Source organism: Gardnerella phocaeensis (assembly GCF_048545075.1).
Taxonomy (GTDB): Bacteria; Actinomycetota; Actinomycetes; order Actinomycetales; family Bifidobacteriaceae; genus Bifidobacterium; species Bifidobacterium vaginale_J.
In genome coordinates this window covers 232373-249799 of the sequence record NZ_JBKQXS010000001.1, presented here as the reverse complement: position 1 = coordinate 249799, position 17427 = coordinate 232373, and the positions used below count along the sequence as shown (strand labels likewise).

16 protein-coding genes and 1 tRNA gene are annotated in these 17427 nt (G+C 43.0%); 1 reads left to right on the top strand and 16 read right to left on the bottom strand.

The window, feature by feature from the left end; all coding sequences use genetic code 11:
• Positions 1-8: 8 nt before the first annotated feature.
• From rpsS to ACJV2T_RS01005, 16 genes are all read right to left on the bottom strand, one after another.
• Complete coding sequence (gene rpsS, locus ACJV2T_RS01080; RefSeq protein WP_004114357.1) at positions 9-287, bottom strand: 30S ribosomal protein S19; 279 nt, start codon at positions 285-287, stop codon at positions 9-11.
• Between the two features lie 15 nt (positions 288-302).
• Positions 303-1133 carry a 50S ribosomal protein L2 gene (gene rplB / locus ACJV2T_RS01075; RefSeq protein ID WP_004574091.1) on the bottom strand — a complete coding sequence of 277 codons (831 nt, stop codon included), beginning with the start codon at positions 1131-1133 and terminating at the stop codon, positions 303-305.
• A 34-nt stretch (positions 1134-1167) separates the two neighbouring features.
• A complete protein-coding gene (gene rplW, locus ACJV2T_RS01070; protein ID WP_004105515.1) occupies positions 1168-1464 on the bottom strand; it encodes a 50S ribosomal protein L23 in 297 nt (98 codons plus the stop codon).
• 5 nt (positions 1465-1469) lie between these two features.
• Positions 1470-2135 (bottom strand): 50S ribosomal protein L4, encoded by a 666-nt coding sequence (gene rplD / locus ACJV2T_RS01065; RefSeq protein ID WP_415687902.1) that lies wholly within the window; start codon positions 2133-2135, stop codon positions 1470-1472.
• Positions 2136-2140: 5 nt separating this feature from the next.
• Positions 2141-2791 (bottom strand): 50S ribosomal protein L3, encoded by a 651-nt coding sequence (gene rplC, locus ACJV2T_RS01060; RefSeq protein WP_004105519.1) that lies wholly within the window; start codon positions 2789-2791, stop codon positions 2141-2143.
• A gap of 16 nt (positions 2792-2807) precedes the next feature.
• The gene (gene rpsJ, locus ACJV2T_RS01055) at positions 2808-3116 is read right to left on the bottom strand and encodes a 30S ribosomal protein S10 (protein ID WP_003808013.1); all 309 of its coding nucleotides are present in this window, start codon (positions 3114-3116) and stop codon (positions 2808-2810) included.
• A 322-nt stretch (positions 3117-3438) separates the two neighbouring features.
• Positions 3439-6144, bottom strand: a complete 2706-nt coding sequence (gene adhE, locus ACJV2T_RS01050) for a bifunctional acetaldehyde-CoA/alcohol dehydrogenase (protein ID WP_415683288.1) — start codon at positions 6142-6144, stop codon at positions 3439-3441.
• A 366-nt stretch (positions 6145-6510) separates the two neighbouring features.
• Positions 6511-6999 (bottom strand): 30S ribosomal protein S9, encoded by a 489-nt coding sequence (gene rpsI / locus ACJV2T_RS01045; RefSeq protein WP_004105525.1) that lies wholly within the window; start codon positions 6997-6999, stop codon positions 6511-6513.
• 17 nt (positions 7000-7016) lie between these two features.
• A complete protein-coding gene (gene rplM, locus ACJV2T_RS01040) occupies positions 7017-7466 on the bottom strand; it encodes a 50S ribosomal protein L13 (protein WP_004129067.1) in 450 nt (149 codons plus the stop codon).
• A gap of 232 nt (positions 7467-7698) precedes the next feature.
• Positions 7699-9873 carry a 4-alpha-glucanotransferase gene (gene malQ, locus ACJV2T_RS01035; RefSeq protein ID WP_419398896.1) on the bottom strand — a complete coding sequence of 725 codons (2175 nt, stop codon included), beginning with the start codon at positions 9871-9873 and terminating at the stop codon, positions 7699-7701.
• 8 nt (positions 9874-9881) lie between these two features.
• Positions 9882-10508 (bottom strand): AbrB family transcriptional regulator, encoded by a 627-nt coding sequence (locus ACJV2T_RS01030; protein WP_415687221.1) that lies wholly within the window; start codon positions 10506-10508, stop codon positions 9882-9884.
• 10 nt (positions 10509-10518) lie between these two features.
• Positions 10519-11187 carry a YigZ family protein gene (locus ACJV2T_RS01025; protein WP_419398895.1) on the bottom strand — a complete coding sequence of 223 codons (669 nt, stop codon included), beginning with the start codon at positions 11185-11187 and terminating at the stop codon, positions 10519-10521.
• 15 nt (positions 11188-11202) lie between these two features.
• A complete protein-coding gene (locus ACJV2T_RS01020) occupies positions 11203-11496 on the bottom strand; it encodes a metal-sensitive transcriptional regulator (protein WP_415683284.1) in 294 nt (97 codons plus the stop codon).
• Positions 11497-11679: 183 nt separating this feature from the next.
• On the bottom strand, positions 11680-14577 hold the full coding sequence (locus ACJV2T_RS01015; RefSeq protein ID WP_419398894.1) for a peptidase: 2898 nt from the start codon (positions 14575-14577) through the stop codon (positions 11680-11682).
• Between the two features lie 298 nt (positions 14578-14875).
• A tRNA-Ser gene (locus tag ACJV2T_RS01010) sits at positions 14876-14962 on the bottom strand.
• Between the two features lie 112 nt (positions 14963-15074).
• On the bottom strand, positions 15075-16007 hold the full coding sequence (locus ACJV2T_RS01005; RefSeq protein ID WP_415683282.1) for an EamA family transporter: 933 nt from the start codon (positions 16005-16007) through the stop codon (positions 15075-15077).
• 109 nt (positions 16008-16116) lie between these two features.
• On the opposite strand from ACJV2T_RS01005, the gene dinB reads away from it, so the two are divergent.
• A complete protein-coding gene (dinB, locus tag ACJV2T_RS01000; protein WP_419398893.1) occupies positions 16117-17427 on the top strand; it encodes a DNA polymerase IV in 1311 nt (436 codons plus the stop codon).

Below are 17427 nucleotides of genomic sequence, written 5' to 3'. Positions count from 1 at the left end.
ACTCTCCTTTAGCGGCGTGCCTTTTTGTCGTCCTTCACATGACCCTTAAAGGTCTTGGTCGGGGCGAACTCACCGAGCTTATGACCAACCATGGCTTCGGTAACGAATACCGGCACATGCTTGCGGCCATCATGTACGGCAAAGGTGTGTCCAATGAAATCAGGAGTGATCATCGAACGACGCGACCAAGTCTTAATGACATTGTGCGTACCCTTGTCGTTTTGCTCGTCGACTTTCTTCTGCAAGTGGGCGTCGACGAAAGGGCCCTTCTTGATGCTACGAGTCATCTATTCGACACTCCCTTACTTGCGGTTCTTACCATTCGGGCGACGACGAACAATCATCTTGTTCGAAGCCTTCTTTGGACGACGTGTACGAACCTCGCCCTTGCCCCATGGAGAAACTGGTGGCTTACCACCACGGGTGCGACCACCATGTGGATGGTCCACAGGGTTCATGGATTCGCCTCGGGTGATTGGTCTACGACCAAGCCAACGTGCGCGACCTGCCTTACCAAGCTCGATATTGGCGTGATCAGAGTTACCTACTTCGCCAACAGTAGCGCGGCAACGAGCGTCCACGTTACGAATTTCGCCAGATGGCATACGCAACTGCGCATAAGCACCATCCTTAGCGACGAGCTGAACAGCAGCACCAGCGGAACGAGCAATCTTCGCACCACCAAGTGGACGAAGCTCAATTGCGTGAACCACGGTACCGGTTGGGATATTCTTCAGAGGCAGGTTGTTGCCTGGCTTAATATCAGCCTGAGCGCCGGTCTCAATAACATCACCCTGGGCAACGCCTTCAGGAGCGATAATGTAACGCTTCTCACCGTCTGCGTAATGCAACAAAGCGATGCGAGCGGAACGATTAGGGTCATACTCAATATGAGCGACCTTTGCTGGCACGCCATCCTTGTCCCAACGCTTGAAGTCGATGAGACGATACTGACGCTTGTGACCGCCGCCGCGATGGCGAGAAGTCATGCGGCCGTAAGAGTTACGACCACCAGTCTTGCTGAGTTTGCGTACCAGCGACTTTTCAGGCGTAGAACGCGTGATCTCGGCAAAATCCGAAACCGAAGCGTTACGACGGCCTGCAGTCGTCGGCTTATAAACGCGGATAGCCATAATATAGTATTCCTTTACTTTTCTCGGCTAGCCTTCAGTTACCAAAGATGTCAATCGTTTGACCTTCAGCCACGGTGACAATAGCACGCTTCTGGTTCACACGACGGCCGAAACCGGTGCGAGAGCGCTTCAACTTGCCAGCGCGGTTCAAAGTGTTAACGTTTGTCACCTTGACCTTGAAGATTTCTTCGATAGCCTGCTTGATCTGAACCTTGTTAGCATCTGGAGCCACTACGAAAGTGTACTGACCACGATCAGAAGCTGCATAACTTTTTTCAGAAACAACTGGCTTAAGAATTACGTCATGTGCTGGGTTATGGACTGCGACCATTTAAATCAGGCCTCCTTAACGACAGGCTCGGTCTTAGCAGCAACGAAGGCTTCGAAGCCTTCCTTGGAGAAGACGACGTACTGAGCTGTAACAACATCGTAAGTGTTGAGCTGATCAGCGAAGATCACGTGAACAGTTGGAATGTTGCGTACAGACATCCACTCATTGATGTTCTCACGAGAAAGAACAACAGTAGTGAATTGGTTATTGGTCACAGGGGTAAGTGCTGAAACAGCTGTCTTGGTGGATGGAACATCCTTAATACCAAAGTCAACTACAGCAATACGTCCAGCATTTGCACGATCCGAAAGAACATAACGAAGAGCAGCTGCCTTCATCTTCTTCGGGGTGCGCTGATCGTACTTACGAGGAACTGGACCATGAACAACGCCACCATGTACCCACTGTGGAGCACGAATGGAACCCTGGCGAGCACGACCGGTGCCCTTCTGCTTCCATGGCTTCTTACCGCCGCCGGAAACATTAGCACGATTCTTCACAGCATGGGTGCCCTGACGAGCAGCAGCAAGCTGAGCGATTACGACCTGATGAACCAGTGGGCCGTGAGCTAAAACGTCTTCGTTGGAGATGCCGAAAATTTCAGCAGGAGCTTCAACGGTTCCGCTTGCATTGCCCTTAGTATCAGTGACGTTCAGAGTTACGTTTGCCATAATTATCAGGCTCCCTTCACTGCCGAACGGACGAGAACGATTGCGCCCTTAGGACCTGGAACAGCGCCCTTAATAGCGAGAATGCCGTTCTCGACATCCGAAGAAACGATGGTGAGGTTAAGCGCGGTGGAAGTCACATGACCCATGCGACCAGCCATACGCTTGCCCTTCAAAATGCGGCTTGGAGTTGCGCAAGCGCCCACAGAACCTGGGCGACGTTCGTTCTTGTGCGAGCCGTGAGTACGGCGATAGGACTTGAAGCCCCAACGCTTGATAGTGCCAGCAAAGCCCTTACCCTTGGTAGTGCCAGTGACATCTACTTCAGAACCCTCAGCGAACAATTCAGCAGTCAATTCCTGACCTGGCTGATAATCTGCTGCGTTCTCGGTGCGCACCTCAGCGAGGTGACGACGAGGAGTTACACCAGCCTTTGCAAAATGACCAGCCAATGGCTTAGTCACCTTGGTAGGATCAATCTGGCCATAACCGAGCTGTACTGCGCAATAACCGTCAGACTCTACAGTCTTTACAGCGGTAACTACGTTAGTAGCAACTTCAACCAGAGTTACGGGGACGAAGAAGCCGTTTTCATCCCAAACCTGCGACATACCCAGCTTGCGGCCGAGCAATGCAGTGCGATTCTTATTCTGCGACATTACTTTCTCCCCCTTCCTACAGCTTGATCTCGATGTTTACATCCGCAGGCAGGTCAATGTGCATCAAAGAATCCACAGCCTTTGGCGTTGGATCTACGATGTCAATGAGGCGCTTATGAGTGCGCATCTCGAAATGCTCGCGAGAATCCTTGTATTTATGAGGAGAACGGATAACAACAAACACGTTCTTCTCGGTCGGCAGAGGAACCGGACCCACTACTGTGGCGCCCGCGTTCGTCACCGTCTCGACGATTTTCTTCGCCGATTGGTCGATGACCTCATGGTCATAGGACTTAAGCCTGATGCGGATTTTCTGTCCCGCCATTGCCGTCCGCCCTTTCTAGCGATTCGTTTACTGTTTACCAACCTGAATTCAAGGGCACCGGCGAGAATAAACCCCTAGGGTAATTCCACATCAGTGCGCGGCATCAAAAACCTATTCATACAAAAAGATTTCGATTCAAAGTTTTTGCTTCCGCGCTCGCTTTTTTTAATTACAATATGCGAGCCTTAAAACAGGCAACTAAGTAATTAAACCATCAACCTTCGATTATTAAAAACCGGGCGTGTCGGCTATTTTCCAACAAAAAATGGCAGAAACTACAATTAGTTGAGCTTCTGCCATTATTAACTAAATACGCAAATAATTACGCCGCTTCACGCTCCAAACGCATGCGATGGCCTTCTTCTTGAGAAACACCATAATATGCAGCAATAGCAATATCCTTCATATCCTCAATTTGCGGAATACGAGGATTTGCAGGCGCACACTGATCTTCGTAAGCACGCATGCCAATATTGTCAAGTATCGACCAGTAGTACTCTTCGTCTACGCCACAAGCCTTAAACGAAGCGTCCATTCCAAGCTTTTCATTTCGATACTCTTCAACAGCACGAGCAAGATTTTCAACGCCTTCTTCAGGAGTTTTACCAGGATCTACACCAAGATTCTTAGCAATCTCCTGATACCTCTCAAGCGCAATATAGCGGTTGTACTTTGGCCAGCTAGTTGGCTCTTGCGGAATTTGACCGTTATAGCGAATAACATAAGGCAACAAAATTGCGTTTGTATGACCGTGCACAACGTGGCACAAAGCACCAATAGTATGAGCCATAGCGTGGCACATTCCTAGGAATGCAGAACCAAACGCCATTCCAGCCATAGTAGCTGCATTATGCATTTTTTCTTTCGCTTCAATCTTGCGCTGAGAATCTTCGCAATTCACAGAATCGTTAAGATTTTCCCAAATAAGCTTCGAAGCATGCAAAGCCATAGCATCCGTAAAATCATTTGCGTAAACAGAAACATAAGCTTCCATAGCATGAGTTAAGGCATCAAAACCAGAATCACACGCCAAACGACGAGGCTGCGTACGAGCCAAAACAGGATCGACTATTGCGACCGTTGGAGTCAAAGCGTAGTCCGTAATAGGATACTTGTATCCAGTCTTGTGATCTGTAATAACAGCGTAAGGCGTAACTTCAGAGCCAGTTCCGGAAGAAGTTGGTATGCAAACGAGCTTAGCTTTGCTACCAAGAGGCGGAATCTTAAATGCGCGCTTACGAATATCGAAGAACTTTTCTCGCAAATCAGCGAAAGAAATCTCCGGATGCTCATACATAAGCCACATAATCTTAGAAGCATCCATTGGGGAACCGCCGCCAACAGCAATAATTGTGTCTGGCTGGAATTCGTCACGCATCATTGCGGCTCCACGCTCAACCGTTTCAACGCTTGGCTCAGGCTCAACGTAATCAATAATACGGAAGCTAACGCGATTATCTCGAGCACGAAGCTGGTCGATAATCTTATCGACTACGCCAAGCTGCTCCATAACCTTATCGCACACAACAACTGCGCGCTCAACGCCGTACATATCCCTCAAATAACGAATAGCATTCGGCTCAAAATAAGTTTTAGCCGGAATCTTGAACCATTGCATATTATTATTCCTTCGTGCAATACGCTTAATATTAAGAAGATTTATAGCTTGTACGTTGCCAGAAACGGAATTTCCACCATAAGATCCGCATCCGAGAGTAAGTGAAGGAGCAATCGCGTTGTAAATATCTCCAACGCCACCAAGAGATCCAGGAGAATTCCAAACAATTCTGCAAGCATGCATACGAACGCCATATTCGCGCACAAGATCTTGATTATTTGTGTGAATTACAGCAGTGTGACCAGCTCCATGCACAAGCATCTGCTCACACATCTCGAAGCCTTGTTCCTTATTTTCTGCGCGAAGCATTGCGTGTACAGGAGCGAGCTTTTCCATAGTAAGCGGCTCCATTTCGCCAACTTCTTTGCACTCAGCAACCAAAATCACAGCATCTTCTGGAATTTCAAATCCAGCTTCGTGCGCAATATATTGCGGAGACTTACCAGGAACAACGGAATTAAGTTTTGGCGTATTTCCAGAATATGCAGTGCATCCAAACATATATTGTTCAAGCTTAGCTTTTTCGTCAGCGTTAACAAAATATGCTTTCCTGCGCTTCAATTCGCGAAGTAATGGCTCATACACATCCTTATGCGCAATAATTGCTTGCTCTGTTGCACAAATCATTCCGTAATCAAAATGCTTTGAAAGAATTAAATCGTTTGCAGCGCGCGCAATATCAACGTCACTATCGACATATGCAGGAGCATTTCCAGCACCAACACCAAGAGCAGGTTTTCCTGAAGAATACGCTGCTTTAACCATTCCAGGACCGCCTGTTGCAAGAATAGTTGCGATCTTTGGATGTTTCATCAATGCGCCGGTAGCTTCAATTGAAGGATGCTCAATCCATTGAATGCAATCTTTTGGCGCACCAGCAGCCACAGCAGCATCGCGAACAATTCGAGCTGCTTCAGAAGAGCACTTTTGCGCGAAAGGATGGAATCCAAAAATAATTGGGCAACGAGTCTTAAGCGCAATAAGCGACTTAAAAATAGCTGTAGAAGTTGGGTTCGTAACTGGAGTTACGCCTGCAACAATACCAACCGGTTCAGCAATTTCGTCAATTCCAAGAACATCGTCCTCGCGAATAATACCAACTGTTTTTTGACCTGCTAGATAATGCGTAATATGTTCGCATGCAAAGATATTTTTTGTAGCTTTGTCTTCTACTAAGCCACGGCCTGTTTCATCGACAGCCAACTTTGCAAGAACCAAATGTTTATTCAATGCTGCCACTGAAGCTTTAGCAACAATATGATCGATTTGTTGCTGATTAAGCTTCTCAAACTCATCCAAAGCGACAGTTGCTTTTTCAACAAGTTGATCAACTTCATTTTGAGCAGCTAACGCAATGTCATCAGCACTAGCAGTTTTGCCAGTTTCGGCTTGGTGTTGTGCCTCAACCATGAGTATCCTCCTCGATAGTTCCACCAGCGGTATCAATAGACTCATTAGCAGACTAATTTAGTATTCACCGCTAAATATGTGATACAAGTCACAATTTAGCCTCTTTGCTGTACTTTCGCATCTTTGAAGCGAGTTGCGCTATTTATGAGCGAGCTTTATCCTCTACTGTTCGTTATTTGTTCTTATTTGTAATGATTTATGTTCGATTAATAGATGAATTTTTCTAGAATGTCAATTTTAACGGCTAGTTACACACTATTTATAACATTTACTAAACAAATTTAATTTAATTTAATAAATAATAAAAATACAAAAAATGGCTCCCAGCAAAACCAGGAGCCATTTGCAAATATAAATTCGCGAAACTTAACGCTTCGAGAACTGAGGTGCACGACGTGCCTTGTGCAAACCAGCCTTCTTGCGCTCCACAACGCGAGCGTCGCGAGTCAAGAAGCCAGCCTTCTTCAAAGCAACACGGTTTGCATCGCGATCGATAGCATTCAATGCACGAGCAACACCCAAACGAATAGCACCAGCTTGACCAGTGGTACCACCACCGTCAACGAGGACTACAACATCAAACTTGCCTTCAAGCTTGAGCAACACGATTGGTGAATTCACTTCGCGCTGCAACAAACGAGATGGGAAGTACTCCTCCAAAGTGCGACCATTGATAGTCCACTTGCCGGAGCCTGGAACCAAGCGCACGCGAGCAACAGCTTCCTTACGACGACCAGTGCCGTAGCCTGGCTCGATGGCGGAAGTACCAGTGCCTGCACCAGCGTTAGTTTCAGTGGTGTAGCTAGTCAGTTCTTCTTCGTTCTCAAGAACCGCGGAGTTGTTATTTTCTGCCATATCTATTCTCCTTGATCTCACTTAGCCTGCTGAGAGACCTGAGCGATCTCGAAGACCTGTGGCTTCTGCGAAGTGTGCGGATGCTCAGCGCCAGTGAACACACGAAGGCGGTCAAGCTGCACCTTAGCAAGACGATTCTTTGGAAGCATGCCCTTTACAGCAGCCATGATGATACGCTTTGGATTCTTCTCCAAAAGCTCTTCATAGCTATCACGACGAAGGCCGCCTGGACGACCAGAGTGGGAATACAGTTCCTTGCTCAACTTATTGCCAGTCAAAGCAATCTTTTCAGCGTTAATAATAATAACGTGATTGCCAGAATCAGCATGAGGAGCAAACGTTGGCTTATTCTTACCACGCAGCAAGATTGCTACCTGAGAGGCCAAACGACCAAGTACCACGTCAGTGGCATCGATGATGTACCAGTCATGAGTTAAATCTGCTGGTTTCGGTGTGAAAGTCTTCACAATCGTACCTTTTCTCTATTGTGTTTCGAGCGTATATTTTCTTGGTTTATAGAAAATATTTTACTCATAATCCGTGGGCTCCCTGAAAGTCCTCGATGGCGAGTGGGAAAAGCGCTTTGAAGGACCCCTTAGGGAAACACAACAATCTGCAAGTATATCGCCAAGTGGCGACTACTTGCAAATGTATATTTTATATAAGGCTGCGACGAATTACAAAACGAATTACAAAACGTCACGCGTTCATAATTGCTGAAAGCGACTTCACTCGAGGCAAATCAAACATATTGTCCAAAGACACAGGATTGCCTTCACCATCAGCTAACGGAATACGCCAATTTGGATACTCGTCATTCGTTCCAGGCTGATTTTGCGTACGATACTCCCCAACTGCATCAACCAAAGAAGCAGCAAGCAAACGCGAAGGAGCATCCTTCAAAGCGCGATACAATGCCTCAATAATCTCCTGAGTGTGAGCTTCTTCATCTTCAAGCAATTGAGCATCCAAATAACCGCCTTTGACCAGCATTCGCATCATTGCACGATGCTCTGCCTCAGCACCAGCGCGGAATTCTTCAACAGAACCAGTAAGCAAGTGCAAACGCTCACGAATATTAACTTGCTCATAGCGCAAATAGCCGGCAGCAGGAGGCAAATCATGCGTATTGACGGAAGCAAGCGTCATTTCGCGCCACTTATCTGGAGTGCGGAACTCGCCATCACGCTCTTCGAACCATTCAACAGTGCAACCAAGCACAGCCTTCTTGCGCAACACTTCCAAAGCATTTGCAGGCAAAACACCCAAATCTTCGCCAACAACTACACCGTGAGCGCGATCGGCTTCGATTGCCAAAATGCCGAGCATAATGTCAGCATCGTAGTAAACGTAAGCACCACCACTTGGAGCTGAACCTTCTGGAATCCACCACAAGCGGAAAAGTCCAAGAATATGGTCAATGCGGACAGCACCTGCTGAAGCAAACATTCCATGAACCATATCTCGGTATGTTTTAAAACCAGTACGCTCAAGCTCAAATGGATGCAAAGGTGGCTGAGACCAATCTTGACCTTGCTGATTGAAGTAATCAGGCGGAGCACCAACAGTAGCTCCGTTAGCAAATCGCTCCGGATTCCACCAAACTTCAGATCCTGCAGGATGCACTCCAACAGCCATATCAGACATAATGCCGATTTTCATACCAGCTTTACGTGCAGCAACTTGAGCATCATGCAATTGCGTAAAAGCAACCCACTCAAGCCAACGATAAAACTCAAGAGTATCTGGGAAACGATTAGCTAATTCGCGAACTTGATCAGAATCCTTAGTAAGAGTTTTCTCCCAGCAATCGTCACCCTTTGGAGCACCCCACTTGTCGTAGCACAAGCACCAAGTGGCATAAGATTCAAGCCTGTCACCCATCTCATGCTTAAACTCATTAAAAATGCGAGCGCGATCTTCAGACATACCAGCTTTGAAAATCAGCCACAATGCGCGCATTTTTACACGCCACATGGAATCACGGTCTATTATTTGCGCGTCATTGTTAAGTGGCTCAACCTGTCCATGCAGATTTTCAATTTCTTTGCGAGTTTTATCGTTTAACGTTTCGTACTCAAGAATACTTTCTGGGCGAATATACGTTACGTTTACCATTCCTCTAGCAACAGGCAAGTATGGAGATGGAGTAAGCGGAGTTACAGGCTCACCTGCGTGCATTGGGTTTATTAGCACAAAGTCAGCACCAGTTTTTTGCTTAGCTTCAGTAAGAAGAGTTGCCAAATCAGCAAAATCGCCAACGCCCCAAGATTTTGAAGAACGGATTGAGTAAAGTTGTGCCATCCATCCCCAAAGCTGTTCTCCATTTGGTTCCAAGGAATTAAGCGTATCAATGCTTTCTGGAGCGCTAATAAGCGTTGCTTCTTCTTGTCGCTCACCAACCGTTACACGCAATGTGTGATAACCCATTGGCACATCTTCAGGAATTTTAATTGAAGACGTAGCTACAAACTTGCCATTTACAGGGTATGCGGTGGTATTATCGTTAGGCACGATTTCTAATTCACCCTCATACTGTTCGCCATTTTCCAACGTAATAGTTGCCACTGGATACTCAAGAATTCCAGTATTCACAGTTACTTCATCGCATCTTCCAACAGTGTGCAAAATAGTTGGCGCAATAATGCGTCCGTGACGACACGCTAAAACTTCGTTTGTAGATTTTTCTATTGCCTCATTTGTAGAAGCGTCTACGCCTAATGCGCCTAAAACAGAAACTAATACGTTATCTTGAATCTCGTGTTTTTGATTATCCGAACCAATAAAACTCACGCCAACGCCCATTAATTCAGCAAGACGGTGTAATGGCTTCATTGCTGCTTCTTCATCTGTTGTATTATCCATACGCTCCATTATTCGCGTTAGCAACGACTGCGCGCCGCTAATGACACATCTTCAGATTTATCGTTGCATAATTCTTGCAGCACGTTTTGTGGAACACCAGGATTTAGCGCAACAGCTCTTCGTACCATGGAAGCTAACACAACCGGAGCGTTTTCTTCTGCACTAACACCAAGGGAGGCTAAATATTTCAGTGTTTCAGCACTTATGCCATCTGATTGCGCACCCTCTAAACGCATTTTCCAAGAAGCTTTTGGATTGCATAATGCAGCATTTCTAACTGCGTTACATGAATCTTTAGTAAGTCTTCCAACTAACCAATTTTTAGCATTTTTATTTTCAGCAACAGCCAAACGCACTTTATCAGCAGAATCTTCAGAAAGTTTCACTAATATGTTTGGGAAAGGCATTTCTGTAGCTAAATAAATACGGTCTTCTTCTGGAGTATTGATATTACCTGCAACTGCTTCAAGCAAGGAAGTAGCTCTAGAAAATGCCGCTTGATCTGATCGATCCGGTAATTCTCTCCTAGCAAATTCATGGAGTTCAGCTGAATCCTCGCTATGTCGCAAATGCTCGTATACAGCAGTTAAAGGTTCATAAGATAAATCGTCAGTAGTGTTTGCTTTTTCATTAGTTTTTTCCATGAAATCACCTTTAACGCTTAGTATCTATCAGCTTATTACTTAGAGTACCATCTGCTTTCGGCACAACGCTTCCAGAAAAAGCATTCTGAACAATATCAAGAAATTCTTGTGACTTTAAAGTTGGAATAGCAATATTAAGAGAAATTTCAGCACCATAAATTTCGTTGTCAATTATGCCTTCCATTTGGCTTACAATATGCTGCAACATTCGCAATTGTTGATATTGCAACTTGCAAGTAAAACGAGTGCACGTGATAATATCAACTATTTGCGCAGATTCTACTGCCATACTTGCTGCACGCGCATAGGCTCTGGTTAAACCGCCTGCTCCAAGCAAAATGCCGCCAAAATATCGCGTTACTGTTACTACACAATCTGTTAAATTTGACGATCTAAGTACATCTAATATTGGTTTTCCTGCTGTCCCAGTTGGCTCACCATCGTCACTCATGCGCTCACGCAATTGAGCTTTCGACGAACCACAAATTGCAGCATAAGCAACATGGCGAGCTTTAGGATTCTTAAGACGTACTGATTGCATAAATTCCACAGCATCGTCAAGATTATCAATATGACAAATACACCCAATAAATTCTGATTTTTTCTCTGCAAAAGAAGCTTCACAAGGATGCGATTGCAATTGACGAACGGTGCGTAAAATATTATGCAAATCAGTCACTAGACACTACCAATACTAAGCTTTTTCGTAACGCAATAACCTGTCAATAATACCCGAAATATCTTCCATTGCTGAATTGGCAGCATCTTTAGTGCCAATTTTTACAGATTTATGTATTTCTTTATTGACATGTTCTCTCGCAACTATTACTGCTAAAGAATGTAAAGCAGCAGTTGCAGCTGAAAGTTGCATAAGAACATCTTGGCATTTTGCATCGTTTTCAATCATAGTATTGACTGCTTCAAGCTGACCTTGTACTCGATGCATGCGTACTATCAGTTTTTCTTTATCAATATCATAATTTTTCATCGTTACTCCGATTTATCAATTAAATAACAACATAAAGGTTATAACATCATATACAAATTAACACAATAAATCGTTGTAATTATTATTATGCAACATCACATTATTTATTGCAAAATGACGCGTTAATCTACTTCAAAAAATCTCAATAGACTAACGCGCCAATTATTCTACATTAAAAATGCGCTATTTCACTAACCGACGCCTCATTGGAGGAATCCCGCCATGTCGCGCTCCACCAGACATTCTCCCATGCTTAGGAACTATAGATGAAAAACGACCTAACGATAAACCTGAAGCAAATGTTAGCGTAATAACAGCCAGAAGTATCACAGTTACTGAAGAAGCACCAGTAACGGCAAGTGATGTTGGAATTGTACTACTTTGATTAGCATAATTCTTATTAGCATTTTCGTTGCCATTTGTGCTGTCGTGTTGATTGGAAGCATTATCATTCACATCATTTTTCGAATCAGTTGAATCATCACTGCTAGCCGTTTCATCACTGCCAGTTTTACTATGATTTTCTTCTACATTTTCTTTGTTTTCTTTATTATTCTCCTCATTTTCATCATTTTCATCATTCTTAGAACGATCTTCGCCGCCGGAAACTTGCACAGTCTCTCCTTCTACACCCAATGCGTGAGTTGCTAAAGGATTACCCTGAGCATCGTAAACTTCAGCTTTCCAATAAACAGTTCCTTCATGATCTAATGTAATATCCGCAGAACTTACAGAGATAGAAGACTTTTTACTTTCTTCAGCTTGTTTATCTGTAATATTTACGCGAGATTGAGGCATTTTTTTCTCAATTTCAGCAGATACTACAGTTTCCTTAGTTTCTTTAGTTTCCTTAGTTTCCTTAGTCTCCTTAGCTTCCTTAGTTTCCTTAGTTTCAGAATTACTGTTTTTTGTACCACTATTCTTAGCATCGCTATTCTTAGCATCGCTATTTTTAGTTTCACTATTCTTAGCATCACTAGAATCACTCTTATTTTCCTTACCATCTTCATACTCGTATGCGCTAAACACTACGTAACTTCCTTTTGGCAATGTGCCAGTAATACGAGCATTATCGTGGAACTTTTCACCAGCCTTAACTTTTTCATCGCTTACTCTAGTTGTAACAGATACAGGAGTAGTTAAAACATTCGGTTCAACTAAAGCACGACTCCACAATCCGTCATACGCGGATTTATGAGCTAAAGCGCGCGAAGAACCAGGAAAATCATAAACAAACACATACCATCCTGACTCACTATTTTTATTAGCGCGAATATGCACATTATCCTTCAAAACTTTCGGCTCCGAAGAAGATCTATTTACGCCATCAATAGGACGCGTTGTAATGCTTCCATTACCAACCTTATAAACTCCATTTACAGCCGGAACTTCCCAATTACCAATTAAACGATGATGCGCATCTTCTTTTGGCTCTTGCTCTGCTGCTTCACCTTTAGATCCAGGCATATACTTTTCATTATCTTTTTTAGTGCTTTTTTCACTACCTTCTCCAGCCCACCAAACACGGATATGCGCCTTTTTGTCACCATTAAAACCATATGATTCATTACCGTTAAACGTTCCATATGTTTCTGGAAGACCTCTTACAGTGATTTCATTAACAATTTCTGTGCCAATACCAACAATTTTCTGTTTTGTAACAACATCAGAACTTACAGTTGATTGGTATACAGAAGTAGAATCTGCAGAACCAAATACTTTCACAACTTCATCATCTAATTTATCTGCATCTTCTTTTTTCTGCGCGTCACGAGAAATAATCCAAACCCATGTGCCAAAAAGACCAGCTTCATTATCAGCAACTTTGTAATCTTCAGCTTCCTTCAAATCTGATGCACTAATATCACCACTTGCACGTTTAGCCTTAGCATTCACACTTTCGTTAGCTTTAGAAAAGTCAGCTTTTGACGCAGCAACCTGTCGCAAATCTGGCAAAGCTCTAATACGCTTCAAGTATTGAACTGCAGATTCGCCATTGTTACGTTGTCTAATTTGCAAAATATCTTTAGCAGATCCAACGAAATAATATCCTTGCGCATGCAAAGTAACTCCGTTTGGCCAACTATCTTTTGCTTGCACTCCACTAGTTATTGTGCTATCGACCTTCTCCCCAACACGCAGCTCATGTTTTGCAACTTTTGAAGTAAGAGTTGGCTGGAAACTGTCTTTTACTCCAAACGAAATTGTTTCGCCATATTCAGCATCGTGAATAGAGCGTATTTCGTCTTGATGTTTAGGTGAATAATATCTTTCAGCTTTAGGAGCTAAAAATACAATTTTAATTTTGGCGGTACCATTTCCTTTAGACTTCCAAGGAATATTCACTATTTCATCTTTTGACTTTAATTCAACAGATCGTTTACCATCATTAAATTCAACTAAAGCGTTTTCAGATTCGATTTTAATAGGAACATCTTTAAGAACATGATCCTTAATATTTGTCACCTTCGCTTGTACAACTCCAGCATGCTTTCCTGAAGTATACTCTTGATTAACTTCTAAGTTCATAGGAGTATCATTTTCGGCTGTTTCCCACAAATTCTTAGCTATTTGCTTCAAAGTATCAGTGGAGATATCTTCAAAACCGTTGTCTACAGCTTTTTTCCACTCATCTTTTTTAATATCGAAGTGATCATGAATTGCAAAGGCCATAGCCGCTTGAGTAAATATATTGTTATCAGTGCTATGAGTTTTTATCATTTCTGCAGCAATGCGCCAATCTTCACCTAATTCTTGTCTCCAATCATCTGTGTCACGTCCAAAATCTACACTTGTTTCAATACAATAAGATACGTTCTTTTCATCATCCCAATAATTTACTGTAGGACCAAGCTTTCTGCGAAGATAACCAGGCTTAAGCCATTCTATTTTGTCTGAAACTTTATAAAGTACTCCAGGCCCCTCATGATAACCTAAAGCTGACTGCGAGCAGAATATAATAGGAATTATAAAAATAGAAGCAAAAAATGCTGACATATTACGAGTAGTTTTACGCTTCATACTAGTGCGCATATTGTTATCACTATGAACACTATTATGCTTCCCCCCATACTTTTCCATAAAAATCTCCTTTACCCAACCCTTTAATATTTGTTTTGAACACTTTTAATAAGCGCTCATAGGTCAACTATGAGCTTAAAGAAAGTATGAGTAAATATTTTTTTAACATTGTGGTTAAAAGCTTGAGCAAGAATACGAAACTATCCACAAATCCACAATTTTTTCTTTTGCTATATTATTTTTTATTTCTAAGTAGTAAAGTAAGCACATTTTAATTGCGTATTGCACATTTTCTATACGCAATTGATAAAACAAAAACAAAAACTCCGGACTGCAAAAAGCAATCCGGAGTAACTTGCGGAGTCAGAGAGATTCGAACTCTCGAGCCGCTTACGCGACTAACACCTTAGCAGGGTGCCCCTATCGGCCACTCAGGCATGACTCCACTTGTTTACTGTACATAACAGCAACAGATTGACACTATAGCACCTCTTAAGGACTGTAAACAAGCTTGGCGACACACTTTAAAATAAGATTTAATATAAAAATGCCAAGTGCTACATAGGATTATTATCCCCAGAGAACGTTACAACTACAGCAAGCATAACAAGAATTATTCCTGCAATATCAGTCAATGTTGGAATTTCACCAAATCCCATTCCAATAATAACCGCGATTGCAGGATACAATGCTTGCATAACAGAGTATTTTGCAGAACTAACACGTTTCAATAAAACTTGATCAAGCAAAGTTGGGAAGAAAGAAGCACATATTGCAATCACTAGCATTAACGCAAGTAAAGCAAAAGAACCACCAGGACGAGCAGCCCAAGTAGCTTCCGGTTTAGGCGAAATAACATGCTGAATTGCAGGAACTGCAAGAACAACAGACTGCAGCAACCATCCAATAAGAGCTGCAACACTTACACGGTCAATAGCGTGCGAACTTTTTGCCAACATGCGACCTGAAACAATATATAGGCCCCACATTGAACCGCCAACAAGAATGGCGAATAATCCAATTAGAAAATGCGGACTTACTGAACTATGCATAGAAGCGCTAGCTAACAACATAATGCCACAAACAGCAATCACAATTCCCACACGCTCTCGCCATTCATGACCAGTAATAACAGCCACAAGCAAAGGACCTATGAATTCTATAGTCACTGCAACACCAACAGCCATGCAACTAATAGCAACATAGAACATAGTGTTCATAGCAACTAACGACACGCCAACAGCTGCAACAATTCCCCATTCTCGTAGCGTTTTTGGCAAAAAACTACGTTTGCTGCGAGAAAATGGCCTCCTCCAAGCCAAAAGCAACAATGTCATAAATCCTACGCGATACCACACTGCGTACAGAGGATCCAGTTGGCTAAAAGCTACTTTTGCAACAGAAGTTGCTGTATACACCATTGAAGCCTCAATGACGATAATAAGCAGCACTGGCATGCGATGTAAAAGATTGACAACAAATTGCTTCATAGCAACAACCCTACATTAATATTTAGTCGACATACGCTTTTTTGCAAAAACATTAGTTTTATACGCAAAAATTTTCCACAAAATCGAACGTTTGTTCTATTATAAACTTATGAGTACAGCACCGAGAGTACAAGCAGCGAAACGTGATTGGGGGCACGACACCTCAGGTTGTAACATACTTCACGTCGACATGGATGCATTTTATGCTTCGTTAGAAGTTGCGAGACATCCAGAGCTTAAAGGAAAGCCGCTTATTATTGGCACAGGAAATCGTGCTGTTGTTTCTGCAGCAAGCTATGAAGCGCGCGCTTACGGCGTTAATTCCGCTATGCCGGTTGTTAAAGCTAGAAATCTTTGCCCACAAGGACTTTTCTTGCCAGTTGACATTCCTTATTATTCAAGCGTTTCCAAAAGTATTTTTGAAAATATTTTTTTGCATATTACTAATCAAGTTGAAAAAGTTTCTGTTGACGAATGCTATATGAATGTTAAATCGGCTTTATTACAGTGGAAATCGCCTGTAAATATTGGAACTTGGGTACGAAAAGAAGTATTTGAAAAGTATCATATTACATGCTCGGTTGGTATTGCCAGCAATAAACTTATTGCAAAAATGGCTTCAACTAACGCAAAACCTAACGGGATGCTTCTTATTCCGCAAAAATGTAATGAAGATTTTGTGTCAATAATGCCTTTGCGTGCAATACCAGGAATTGGCTCATCTTTAATACATAAACTTGAGGATTGGGGCTTATCTACTGTTGCATCTCTTAAAAATGTTGACGAAGCAACGCTTGCTCGTATAACAGGTTCGCAAATCTTAGCAAGAATGGTATATCAATCAGTTAGAGGCATAGACGAGCGCACTGTTACTGCGCATGCGCCTGAAAAATCTATTGGAACTGAGCGAACTCTTGATGCAGACACAACGGACGAGAATGCTGTTAAACAATTACTGCAGCAATGCTGCAGCGAAGTAACTCAGCAGTTGCGAAACAGAAAGCTTATGGCACGCACTATAACGCTAAAACTGCGATTTAGCGATTTGCACTATGTTACTAGATCTTCTACTTTGCAAAATGCAACTGATTCAACACATGAATTTTACGAGCATGTCGTTGTTTTGCTTTCTAAAGCTAATCCAACTGTGCATAATTACATTCTTGGAGGCAATAACACAAAGCTTTTAAGCCCGGTTCGTTTGGCTGGAGTTACAGCTAATAATCTTGTGCCAGCAAATAAGGTTTCACTCCAGCCTTCTATAAACGATATTATGGAGGAAAATACTCGCGAATCTAAAAATCCTACGCAAAACAGCATGTCCGCAATGAATAAAAATACTAGATTACGTCACGCAGAACACGCTTTAGATGCCGTTCGCAAAAAATATGGCAACAACGCGGCTCATATTGGATTGTAA

Excerpts from the sequence above, each read along its gene's own strand:
- malQ (WP_419398896.1), bottom strand. The coding sequence starts at position 9,873 with ATGGAGCGTATGGATAATACAACAGATGAAGAAGCAGCAATGAAGCCA.
- rplC (WP_004105519.1), bottom strand. The coding sequence starts at position 2,791 with ATGTCGCAGAATAAGAATCGCACTGCATTGCTCGGCCGCAAGCTGGGT.
- ACJV2T_RS01015 (WP_419398894.1), bottom strand. The coding sequence starts at position 14,577 with ATGGAAAAGTATGGGGGGAAGCATAATAGTGTTCATAGTGATAACAAT.
- rplB (WP_004574091.1), bottom strand. The coding sequence starts at position 1,133 with ATGGCTATCCGCGTTTATAAGCCGACGACTGCAGGCCGTCGTAACGCT.
- ACJV2T_RS01030 (WP_415687221.1), bottom strand. The coding sequence starts at position 10,508 with ATGGAAAAAACTAATGAAAAAGCAAACACTACTGACGATTTATCTTAT.
- rpsS (WP_004114357.1), bottom strand. The coding sequence starts at position 287 with ATGACTCGTAGCATCAAGAAGGGCCCTTTCGTCGACGCCCACTTGCAG.
- ACJV2T_RS01005 (WP_415683282.1), bottom strand. The coding sequence starts at position 16,007 with ATGAAGCAATTTGTTGTCAATCTTTTACATCGCATGCCAGTGCTGCTT.
- rplD (WP_415687902.1), bottom strand. The coding sequence starts at position 2,135 with ATGGCAAACGTAACTCTGAACGTCACTGATACTAAGGGCAATGCAAGC.
- ACJV2T_RS01020 (WP_415683284.1), bottom strand. The coding sequence starts at position 11,496 with ATGAAAAATTATGATATTGATAAAGAAAAACTGATAGTACGCATGCAT.
- rpsI (WP_004105525.1), bottom strand. The coding sequence starts at position 6,999 with ATGGCAGAAAATAACAACTCCGCGGTTCTTGAGAACGAAGAAGAACTG.
- dinB (WP_419398893.1), top strand. The coding sequence starts at position 16,117 with ATGAGTACAGCACCGAGAGTACAAGCAGCGAAACGTGATTGGGGGCAC.
- rpsJ (WP_003808013.1), bottom strand. The coding sequence starts at position 3,116 with ATGGCGGGACAGAAAATCCGCATCAGGCTTAAGTCCTATGACCATGAG.
- rplW (WP_004105515.1), bottom strand. The coding sequence starts at position 1,464 with ATGGTCGCAGTCCATAACCCAGCACATGACGTAATTCTTAAGCCAGTT.
- adhE (WP_415683288.1), bottom strand. The coding sequence starts at position 6,144 with ATGGTTGAGGCACAACACCAAGCCGAAACTGGCAAAACTGCTAGTGCT.